Below are 11,728 nucleotides of genomic sequence, written 5' to 3' on the forward strand. Positions count from 1 at the left end.
TATTCAAGACACCTATTGAAGTCTACATAATCTTTGCTAATCACTAACAATATTTATATTATAAGAAAATCGACATAAATTAACAACATTCGATATTCATAGGTTGTTACTTGATGGATTTCTGTCCCCAAAATTGATAAAAATCAGTACGAATAAATCCATTAAATAATTTTCTTTTTTTCGTTGCTTTTTTGCCGTACAATTCTTCAATATTGTCCATTGAAGACAGCAAATAAACCGACCAGGTTGGATAATTTTTCATTATTTTACCTAGTTCAACAATAACCTTTTCAATTTGCTCACGCTCACCAATTCTTTCACCATACGGAGGATTCGAGATGATTACCCCGTCTGTTAAAGTAGTCGTAAAATCAGTTGCTTGCATTTGTTTAAAAGTAATAAGATCACTAAAACCTGCTTCCATTGCATTGTCTTGTGCAATTTTCACCATTCGATGGTCGATATCTGTACCTAAAATTTCAAGATGCTGATCATAGTTTGCTAAGTCTTCTACTTCCACTCGGGCATCGTCCCAAATTGACTTATTCATCCAATCCCATTCTTCCGAAATGAATTCTCGGTTATATCCAGGAGCAATGTTTTGGCCAATCATCGCTGCTTCTATTGGAATCGTACCTGATCCGCAAAAAAGATCTACAAAAGGTCTGTGAGGTGACCATTTTGAGATTTTTACCAAAGCGGCAGCCAATGTTTCTTTTAAAGGTGCATCACCCTGGCCTACCCGATATCCTCTTTTGTGGAGTCCCGCACCACTTGTATCAATTGTCAGTGTTACCAAATCTTTCAAAATTGATACTTCAATTTTAAAAGTTGCTCCCGATTCTTCTAAAAAGCCAATACGTTTATAAGCATGTTTTAACCGTTCCACAATCGCTTTTTTTACGATTGCTTGACAATCCGGTACACTATATAAAGTTGATTTCACTGATTTTCCGCTGACAGGGAAGTTTGCATCAACAGGCAAATATTGTTCCCATTCAATGGCTTTTGTGTTCTCAAATAATTCATCAAAAGTCGTTGCAGGGAATTGTGCAACAACGATTTTTACTCGATCGGCAACTCGAAGCCAAAGATTTGTTCGAGCAATCGCTCTTTCATCACCTTCAAAATAGATTTTGCCGTTTTCTGTTTTCGTTTCGTATCCTAATGCTTTTACTTCGTCTGCAACAATTGATTCTAATCCCATTGCAGATGTTGCTACTAGTTGAAATTTTGTCATTTACATCCATCCTTGATGTTCAATTTCCCATATTTTCAAGAAGTCTATTATATCATCAATTCGTTTAGGCTTACAAAAATAATATCCTTGAATATAATCACAACCCATATTCTTTAATAAGTTGCATTGTTGAATGCTTTCTACCCCTTCAGCAACAACTTGAAGATTCAAGCGATGAGCCATTTGAATAATTGCATCAACAACAGCTTGTTTATCAGCAAAAGCGGTAATATGTTGAATAAAACTTTTATCAATTTTTAAAAAGTCAATCGGAAATCTTACTAAGTAGCTGAGAGATGAATAACCCGTGCCAAAATCATCGATGGCTATTTTAAAACCAAGTTGCTTTAATCGAACTAATTTTCTAATCGTATCCGCATCGTTATTCATAATTGTTCGTTCTGTTACTTCCAACTCTAAATTTTTTGCTGATATGTTATTTCGTTCTAATATCGTTTGGATTGATTGTAAAAAATTATATTGCTGAAAGTGAAGCCCGGAAATATTAATTGAGATTTGGAGATTTGGAAAGCCTGATTGATGAAGATAACTGATATCATTACATACTAAATCAATGATTAATTCTGATAAAGGGATAATTAAGCCGCTTTCTTCTGCATATGGAATAAATTCATTTGGCGAAACATATCCTAATTTTTCATTTTCCCAACGAATTAGCGCTTCTAAACCCATTACTTGATTTGTAGTTAAACATACTTTTGGTTGATACATTAAAGTAAATTGTTTATTGTCTATCCCTTTCCGCATTTCATTATCGAGAATTAATAATTTGGCCTTATTCACATTTAATTCATCAAAATAAAAGGAGAAATGATTCGCACCTTTTTGCTTTGCATAATACATTGCTTTATCTGCACAATAGATGAGCTCGTCTGTCGTTTGGCCGTCAATGGGGTAAAGGCTAATGCCAATGCTCGTTGACATATAGATTTCATGACCATCAATAAAAAAAGGTTCCTCTATTTTACGAATAATTTTTTCTGCAAAGTGCGCAGCGTCTCTCGGGTGAGAAATATTTACTAAAGTGATGATAAATTCATCTCCTCCATGGCGGGCAATTATATCTTTTTCACTCACTAAATTTTTTAAGCGGTTTGCTACTTCCACAAGCAAAGCATCGCCAATTATATGACCTAACGTATCATTTACTTGCTTAAAACGATTTAAGTCTATGAAAATCAAAGCATGTTGTACTTTCATTTTTTTATTATTCAAAGTGTTGGAATCCAAAAGAGAATTCATTTTCACTAAGTAAGAATATCGATTATTCACATTGGTAAGTGTATCGGTTAAGATTTTATTTTTTAATTCATCTTCAATAATCTTTTTCTCTGATATATCAGAAAATATCCCGATATAGTTTGTAATTTCCCCTTGTTCATTTTTAATGGCCTTAATTTTTAACCACTCAGGATAAATTTCGCCATCTTTTTTTCGATTCCATATTTCTCCTTGCCATATCCCTTGTTGATGAATGGATTCCCACATAGATTGATAAAATCTGTGATCATGCATGCCAGATTGGAGGATTGTAGGATTTTTTCCAACAACCTCATCAAAATGATAGCGAGTTACGTATTCAAAGGCTGGGTTAACGAATATAATTCTCTTCGTTTCATCCGTTACGAGTACGCCTTCAGTAATATTATCCATAATGATTTTTAATACCTTCGCTGATATTGACTCGGTTATCTGTTTATCTATTGATTGATTTTCATTTTTCCCCACCATTATCCATTCTCCCCCGCATCGATTATATAAAGAAAAGCTCTCCTTTAATGGAGAGCTTATGACGATAATTTTAATTGAAGCATACGATGAACATTTAAAAATGTATTTGTTTTCCTTATCATAGTGATTTCTGTAAGCCATGTTCTGTTCCTGCGTACTCAAACGGCGATTGCCTCGTACTGTCAGGTAGTAATCATCTATCTACGAGAGTATTTCTCTCGTCCCTCCCTCCGTTCATTTCCTTCGGGAGAGCGCCCCTACCATAATTTGGGTTTCTCACTCGTGGGGTTTACCGCGTTCCACCTTCACCGTTTCCGATGAAGCTACGTCACTGTGGCACTTTTCAGGAAGTGTCAACCATATCCAAAAAGGACTTAGGTCTTCCTTCCGCCGTCAAAGCTGCGTAAGCTTTGCCTTACCTTATTTTTTCGGTAAGCACGAACACTACGGTCATCTCAGATCCGTGTGAGCATGGACTTTCCTCTACAAACGAAAATCGTTTGCAGCGATTACTCGAAACCACTATGATCTAAAAATCATTATACTAGACAATTAATTCAAAAACAACTTGAGGATTTTATCAATCATACAATTTACTTCCAAACACATGTTTCTCTAAATTCGATAACCGTTTTAAAATATCAAAATTCGTATTTCCTAAAGTTTGTTGAGGTATCTGTTGTTTCTTAGTCGCATTTTCTAGTTCTTTTTTCAAACGTTCGTTTTCAGCTTGTAATTCTTCAATCATTTTATTGAAATTGTCGTAATCTTCCATGATAATATCTAAAAATTGGTCTACTTCATCGACATTGTAGCCCTTCATTTGTCTTTTAAATTCTTTTTCCAATATCATTTTAGAATTTAATTTTATTTTCATGCACATCGCCCTTCCATCGATACATACGTATCCTATATTATATCACATATAACGTTATAAAAGGACAAATAAACATCTTATAATTATATTTTTTGCAATTTTCGACTCATTGAACGAAAAGATTTTGTCAATATTTGCGCTTACCTGGGAAATGAAAGTTTCTATTCAAAAGTATGAAATAATTTCCCATTTTTCTTTTTTATACGCTGCAAACGTTTATCCCAAGTTTCTAGCTGTTTTTTCTTTTGATTCTCATTGAAAAATGTTGCCTGTTGAAGCAAATCTATTCCTTTTATTGTATACTGTAATGCTTTTGAATAGTCTTTCATTTGATGTTCATAGAGCATTGCCAATTGTTCAAAAGCTTTCAATTTTTTTCTCTCGTCAATTATATGTATTGCCTTTTGAAAAGATTCAATTGATTCTAGAAATTGTTTATTGCGTTTTTGTTGAAATGCTAAATAGAAATATGCGAGTCCTGATTCTTTTACATCAAATTGATTTGTTACAGATAATAATACTTTCTCGCTTTGTTGACGTTCCTTTAAATCATCGTACCATTTTCCAATATTTATATATGTAACTGCATCATCTTGTAACGCATGGTCAAGAAGAAGATTTGTTGAATGAATATAAAGCGTCAATAATGATAATATATCCCATTCATTGTGTTGAAGAACTTTCATTAGTTCGATAGCATTTCCGCTCTTCACCGCATCTGCATAAATAATCGGAGCAAGAAATCCCGGAATATCATGTTCCCTTTTGAAACCTAATTTTTCTTCTTCCACTTTCGTCAACTTTACTTTTTCTAAGTGGTTTTTCCAGATTCGCTTTGAACTATGTAATAAATCGATTTGTCTAGGCGTTTGTAATTTCGGCAAAAAGTTTTTATGAAAGGTCCAACGCATCTCAAGCTGCGGCCAATCAAAACTTTTCCCGTTGTATGATACAATTGTATTCCCCCATTGCCATAGCTTTGATTCAAATAATAATGCTGCTTCATTTGCTGGATCAGCTAATACGTATTGATTCAACACAAATTCCTCTTCATCAATCCCAAGCAAACCAATGAGAAAAATTTGAGTTCCAACTCCCTTTAAGCCCGTTGTTTCTGTATCAAAAAACAACACTGTTTCCTCTGAGGATATAGCATATGGATGGTGAAAATTAGTCTGTTCCCACTTCTCTACTGCCTGAAAAAATTGTTGAAGTTGATACCATCCATGCTGATAAGTAAATGGATATCGGACTTGTCGATGAAACACCACTCCAAAGTCATTTTCTACGATAGAAAGCCCAGCCTTTTCCCAATTGGAAATATAGGCTGGTTTTTCTGGTTTTTGATATGAAGGTTGTTCAGAATGCTGTTCTTTCTTCTTTCCAAGCATTTTTTTCAGTTGCATTATTTTATTTTCGTAACTCATACCATCACATCATTTCATTAAATAAAATCTTTAATATTTTCAATACTCTCGATTTTCCATCGGATAAATTATCTTGTGCACCGATGCAAGACGGGCAACCATATTCACATGGGCAAGATAAGACATGTTCAATCGTTAATTCTAAAATAGGTACGAGAAGATCATATACTTTCTCACTTAAACCGATTCCCCCAGGATAGCTGTCATAAATAAACAAAGTCGGTTTTTCATTGTGTACGGACTTTACTTGTGGAACAACTGTGACATCATTTCGATCGCATTGGATATACAACGGGATGAATGATCCGATGGCATACGCAGCCCCAGTTAATGCATCTGTCAGCATCTCCTCTGACCAATTTTCCGGCAAATCAAAGGAAATCCACGTAGCATTTGTATGCATCTCCATAGGTGGTATATGAATCTTTCCGGATCCAATATTATCTAATGTTGTCATATGAATCTTTTTGAAAATAGTAGGTATAGCGACTAAACTTACATCTCCGTAGCTAACCGTCACATTCTGATACATAGCTGATTTATCTTCACTTAACACTTTTAGTTCCACAGCTAAATTGGCGTCTGTGTAGTAATTTACATCGACTTCACGAACATATGCCTTCTTCTCTTCCCAATCGAGTTTTTCCACTTGGTATTGAACTCCTTGATGAAGATAAATCGCTTCTTCATGCAATAACGTCATAGCAGAATACGTATCCATTTCACCAATTACTTTCGTGCCCGCTGGAATGGTTTGGTCAATAATGACGACATTTTCGCCAGCAGCTGAACGCAAGTTTACATCATGAGCTGGAAAACGGTCGCTCATCCAATAATAATGAGCATTTGTTTTCACTAGAACGCCCTCTTCTTGCAAATACTCTAACAACTCTTGAACTTCAAATTCTCCATAAGTTTCATTCGTCGAAAAAGGTAATTCAAATGAAGCACACTTTAAATGACTCATCAAAATCAAAATATTATCTGGATTAATAAGTGCTTCTTCCGGAGCGTTGCCCAGTAAATAGTCCGGGTGGTTGACGACATATTGGTCAAGAGCAGTAGAATTTGCTACATATATTACCAATGCGGAATCTTGTCTTCTCCCCGCTCGTCCAGCTTGTTGCCATGCACTGGCGATATTTCCTGGATATCCTGTCATAATACAGGCTTGTAACTGTCCGATATCGACACCTAATTCAAGGGCATTCGTACTTACAACAATTTGGATTGTGCCATCTCGCAAACCTTTTTCAATTTGACGCCGCTCTGAAGGTAAATATCCGCCCCGATAGCCTTGAATTGATTCATCTGCAATTTTATTTTTTGTTAGCTGTTTTAAATACGTAACGAGCCTTTCGACGCTGACACGGGATTTGGCAAAGACAATCGTTTGAATCCCAGCTTGATATAGTTTCGCTGCTAAATCTCTTGCTTCTAATATAGAACTTTTTCGAACACCAAAAGTTGTATGTATAATTGGAGGATTATAGAAAATAAAAGTTTTCTTTCCTACCGGTGCACCTGATTGAGAAATTAATTCATGCTTCGTATTTGTTAATTTTTCAGCCAACTCTTTTGGGTTTTTGATCGTTGCTGATGTACAAATAAAAACAGGATTGCTGCCGTAAAAATGGCAAATGCGAAGCAATCTCCGAAGGACATGGGCTACATGACTGCCAAAAACACCTTTATATGTATGGAGTTCATCGATGACTATAAACTTTAAATTTTCAAAAAGCGAGACCCATTTCGTATGGTGGGGCAAAATGCCTGAATGTAACATATCGGGATTCGTCATTACAATGTGGCCAGCTTTTCTTACTTTTTGCCGAATATTTGGTGCTGTATCACCATCATAAGTATAGCTGTATATTTCCTCATCCATGGCGTCAATCAAGTGATTTAAATCTGTCTTTTGATCTTGTGCCAACGCTTTTGTCGGAAATAAATAAATCGCTCTTGATGAAGGGTCTTCTAAAATCTTTTGTAATACGGGCAAATGATAACAGAGAGACTTTCCGGAAGCGGTTGGTGTAATTGCAGTAAAAGATTTTCCTGCAAGAGCTAAATCAAATGCTTGGCGTTGATGCGTATATAATTTTTTTATTCCTCGCTCTTGTAGCGCTTTTTTTATAGAAGGATGAAGATGTTCGGGAAAATCTGCGTACTGCCCTTCTCTACCTTCCATTGTCACGATATGAGCAATATTTTGTTTTATTTCCTCATCTTCTTGCCATTCCCTAACTAACTCATCAATCGTTCTTTTTTTCTTCACCGTTCTTCTCCTCCAAATACCTTAACAATGTTGAAAGTGTATATTGTACCGAATGCACAGATTGAAGGAATCTTTTTTTGCTCGTTTCTTTATAAAAGGATTGTACGACGAACTGATCCATCGATTCTACGACATTGTAAATTTGTTGTATATGCACATATTTTGGCTTAGTTTCTTCAATCCATTGAATGGCCAGTTCTTTCCAGTCTATGAGGTATTGGTGTACATCATCCGAATGCGGTTTAACTTCTTCAAAAAATAGAGGTGTTGCGTCAAGTTCTCTCATTTTAAAAAAACGTTTTCTTGACGCATCACACTCATCTAATAACCATTTCGTCAGTTCTAGCAGTTTCATAGAGATTACCCTCTTATTCTTAGTGTATCAAAATCTATTCTAATTCACTAGCAATAGGGGAACAAGCATTCTTTACATGAACATTCTTTTCTGCTAAGCTTACTTTTTGATGAGTGGAAACAATTTGTCCGAAAAAGTAGTCATTAATCATAGCTCGTTCATTTTCTAGTTTGGCGGTCATCATTTCATCTAAACAATCCAATTGAGATATAAGCAATTGAAATTTATTCATACGAATCCCTCCTTATATTTGTTAATTCAATATATATAGGAGAAAACCTTTCATCTAGCCAAAACTAGACATCGTTAGCTAAAAGAACAATTTTTTCGATAAATTTTTATGTTAAACTTATTTCTAGATTTGGATATCATTTTCAAGAGGGTGATTTTAGGATGCTCAAATATCCGAACGGAAAACCATATAAGCCGAAAAGTACAACATCAAATGCGAATCCTATTCAAAAGAACAAAGATTTTTCTTTTGGAAATCGAGGAAAAACTCTTGAAGATGAAATCAATGAGACAAATGCGTACTATTTAAGTAGACAAATTGCAATCATTCATAAGAAACCTGTTCCCATCCAAATCGTCAAAGTAGAGTATCCAAAAAGGAGTGCGGCAGTCATTCGAGAAGCATATTTTCGTACTCCATCTACTACAGATTATAATGGGGTGTGGAACGGCTACTACATTGATTTTGAAGCAAAAGAAACGGAAAGTAAAACTTCTTTCCCTTTAAAAAATGTACACGAACATCAAATCACCCACATGAAAAATGTAACTAGTCAACAAGGAATAGCATTTACCATTGTGCGTTTTTCTAAACTGGATCGATACTTTTTACTACCTTTTTCCGTTTTATATGATGCGTGGTGCAACATGAAAAACGGAGGACGAAAATCGATACCAATCGATACTTTTGAGGAGAAAAGCTATGAAATCATTCCAGGTTATAATCCTAGAATCGATTATATAAATGCTATAAAAAAACTCATTTCCAATGGAGAATGATAGACATGAAGCGAGGAGATAGAATTGAGTGAAAATAGACGCTCTCGAACAGAAATACGAAAAATACGAGAATCTCAACAAAAAAATCATAAAAAACCTATAAAAAAATGGTTGAAATGGGGAATCATCTCCATTTTTACTCTCTTTTTCGCCGGTTTAGTTTTTGGAGCAGGATTGTTCTTTTATTACGCAAGTTCAGCGCCTGAGTTGAATGAAGAATTATTGAAAGATCCGATTTCTGCAGAGTTTTACGACATGAATGGAGAACTCTTTGCAACAATCGGTGTTGAGAACCGAAAATATGTTGAATATGACGAGATTCCACAAGAAATGGTTGATGCGATTCTTGCAACAGAAGACGTAAGATTTTTTGATCATTTTGGAATTGACTTATTCCGTCTAGGTGGTGCGGTAATCGCGAACTTTACCGGCGGATTTGGTTCACAAGGAGCAAGTACGATTACTCAACAAGTAGTGAAAAACTCTTTTTTAAGCAATGAAAAAACATTAAAACGTAAGGCGCAAGAAGCATGGTTATCGATTCAATTAGAACGCATGTATGACAAAGAAGAAATATTTGAAATGTATTTCAATAAAGTTTTGATTTCAGGGAACATTTATGGATTTGCTACAGGAGCTGAATACTTCTTTGGCAAAGAATTAAATGAATTAGATCTAGATGAAATTGCCCTATTAGCCGGTATGCCACAAAGCCCAAACAATTACAATCCGTTTAAAAATCCAGATAGAGCGGAGAAACGCCGCAATATCGTATTAAGTTTAATGGTTCAACACGGAAAAATTACGGAAGCCGAGGCTGAGGAAGCAAAGAAAATCGATGTGGCTTCACGCTTATTACCGGAAGAACAAAGAAAAGGCGTTGCCGGCACAAAATACGATGCCTTTTTAGACATTGTATTAAATGAAATTGAAGATCGGGATCCAAGTCTATTATCTGAAGGTATAAAAGTTTATACAACGTTGGATCCAAAAGCACAAACTACCGTTGAAAATATCATGAATAACGCAAGCAATTTCCCGACAGAAACGATTCAATCCGGGGTGGCAGTTGTTGATACAACATCTGGTGCACTACGAGCAATTGGCGGTGGACGCAATTATGGTGCAGGTAGAGGCTATAACTACGCTGACGACGCAAAAAGACCTCCTGGTTCAACAATGAAACCGCTAATCGCATATGGTCCTGCCATTGAATATTTCAAATGGTCTACCGGAAAAACCATTGTGGATGAACCACATACGTATTCCAATGGTAAACAATTCGGAAACTGGGACGGAAAATATTTTGGACCAATTACTATTAGGGAAGCGTTATATGCTTCTCGAAATATCCCAGCAGTAAAAATATTGCAAGAAGTTGGGCTAAATCAAGCAAAAGAATTCATTTCAAAATTGGGTATTGAAAGAGATGAAATTGTAGAAGCAGATGCTATTGGTGGCGGTAAAATTGAATTATCGCCTATCGAAATCGCTGCGGCATATGCAGCTTTCGGTAATAACGGTGTTTATAACAAACCATATGCCATTAAAGAAATTGTTTTCCGAGATGGCTCTAAAATCTCGTACAAACCTGATCCGGTAGTGGCGATGAATGACTATACAGCTTATATGGTTACAGATATGCTTCGTGATGTAGTAAGTTCAAAAAGAAACGCAACAGGTACAGCAGCAAGAGTTTCAGGATTAGATATCGCCGGGAAAACTGGTACAACAAACTATGGTGCCGATGAATTTAGAAAATATAACCTGCCAAGTACAGCAGTGCCAGATTCATGGTTTGTCGGATATTCAACGAATTATTCCATTGCTATTTGGAGTGGATACGAAAAACGTTCTGAGCCTATAACAACTTGGGATGAACGCCGCCTTCCACAAGTATTGTTTAGTAAAATCATGGGGGAAATTTCTCAAGGAAAAGAGACGAAACGATTTGCAAAACCAAATTCAGTCGTTGAAGTAACAATTGAAGTTGGTACAGAACCGTTAAAACTCGCAAGTAAAAATACACCTAGTGAACTTCGAAGAACAGAGCTGTTTGTACGTGGAACAGAACCAAAAGAAGTTTCTGATGCATATGAAGAAGTGGATATAGGAGCACCGTTTAATTTACAAGCAGTTAACCAAGTATTTGGAGTAGTTGATTTAACATGGGACTACACAATTCCGGAAGACTATGAAGGTTCGGATGTTCAATATGAAGTATCCATGCAATCCGATGATGGCAAATCATCCGTCGTCACAATTACAGCAGATAAACATGCTTCCATATCAGGTATAGAAGCTGGCAAAACATATACTTTCACCGTTGTTGCAATTATTGGAGAAAACCGAAGCACACCAGCATCTGTATCCATTACTATTGATGGTGGAATAACAGAACCGGATGTTGAATTACCTGATGATACTGAGGAACCTTCAACTGACCATCCACCAAATCATAACGGAAACAACGGTAACCAAGGAAATCCAAATGGTAATAATGGTAATAACGGAAATAATGGAAACAACAACGGAAATAACAATGGCAATCCAAACAATGGAAACAACAACGATTTTGATGATTGGTTCTCACCAGGAGGAGAAGGCAATGTCGTAAATCCCCCTAATGGACCAACACCACCTGGGGAAGCTTCAAAACACGACTAAAATTCAATAATCATTCATTTATCAAAGTGACAGGATTAATCCTGTCACTTTTCTTTTCTATTTCATCCAATAAAGAAAGGATTCGTTGATTCTGTTCTACTATCTTGTCAACATTTTTCTT

9 protein-coding genes and 1 other RNA gene are annotated in these 11,728 nt (G+C 35.9%); 2 read left to right on the forward strand and 8 right to left on the reverse strand.

The genetic code is table 11. The features are described from left to right. Nucleotides 1-106: 106 nt before the first annotated feature. The 8 genes from NST00_RS12020 to NST00_RS12055 all read right to left on the reverse strand — a co-directional run bounded on the left by NST00_RS12020 (nt 107) and on the right by NST00_RS12055 (nt 8,161). Nucleotides 107-1,240 carry a THUMP domain-containing class I SAM-dependent RNA methyltransferase gene (locus tag NST00_RS12020; RefSeq protein ID WP_016837003.1) on the reverse strand — a complete coding sequence of 378 codons (1,134 nt, stop codon included), beginning with the start codon at nt 1,238-1,240 and terminating at the stop codon, nt 107-109. Continuing rightward, the gene (locus NST00_RS12025; protein WP_340710018.1) at nt 1,241-2,992 is read right to left on the reverse strand and encodes an EAL domain-containing protein; all 1,752 of its coding nucleotides are present in this window, start codon (nt 2,990-2,992) and stop codon (nt 1,241-1,243) included. A 128-nt stretch (nt 2,993-3,120) separates the two neighbouring features. Further along, nucleotides 3,121-3,513, reverse strand: an RNA gene (gene rnpB / locus NST00_RS12030) — RNase P RNA component class B. Nucleotides 3,514-3,572: 59 nt separating this feature from the next. Beyond that, nucleotides 3,573-3,869: a cell division regulator GpsB gene (gene gpsB, locus NST00_RS12035; RefSeq protein ID WP_016837001.1), complete on the reverse strand. Its 297-nt coding sequence runs from the start codon at nt 3,867-3,869 to the stop codon at nt 3,573-3,575. Nucleotides 3,870-4,030: 161 nt separating this feature from the next. Then, complete coding sequence (locus NST00_RS12040; RefSeq protein ID WP_016837000.1) at nt 4,031-5,296, reverse strand: ribonuclease H-like domain-containing protein; 1,266 nt, start codon at nt 5,294-5,296, stop codon at nt 4,031-4,033. Between the two features lie 4 nt (nt 5,297-5,300). Continuing rightward, complete coding sequence (locus NST00_RS12045; protein WP_168411779.1) at nt 5,301-7,574, reverse strand: DEAD/DEAH box helicase; 2,274 nt, start codon at nt 7,572-7,574, stop codon at nt 5,301-5,303. Beyond that, a complete protein-coding gene (locus NST00_RS12050; protein ID WP_340710019.1) occupies nt 7,552-7,929 on the reverse strand; it encodes a YppE family protein in 378 nt (125 codons plus the stop codon). Before NST00_RS12050 ends, NST00_RS12045 begins: the two co-directional genes overlap by 23 nt. A gap of 34 nt (nt 7,930-7,963) precedes the next feature. After that, nucleotides 7,964-8,161: an endonuclease gene (locus tag NST00_RS12055; RefSeq protein ID WP_096550842.1), complete on the reverse strand. Its 198-nt coding sequence runs from the start codon at nt 8,159-8,161 to the stop codon at nt 7,964-7,966. Nucleotides 8,162-8,322: 161 nt separating this feature from the next. On the opposite strand from NST00_RS12055, the gene recU reads away from it, so the two are divergent. Continuing rightward, entirely contained in the window at nt 8,323-8,940 is a 618-nt protein-coding gene (gene recU, locus NST00_RS12060; RefSeq protein WP_016836996.1) for a Holliday junction resolvase RecU, read from the forward strand. Between the two features lie 24 nt (nt 8,941-8,964). After that, entirely contained in the window at nt 8,965-11,607 is a 2,643-nt protein-coding gene (locus NST00_RS12065) for a PBP1A family penicillin-binding protein (RefSeq protein WP_340710020.1), read from the forward strand. Nucleotides 11,608-11,728 lie beyond the last annotated feature (121 nt).

This window comes from Ureibacillus sp. FSL K6-0165, from assembly GCF_038004285.1.
GTDB classification, from domain to species: domain Bacteria; phylum Bacillota; class Bacilli; order Bacillales_A; family Planococcaceae; genus Ureibacillus; species Ureibacillus thermosphaericus.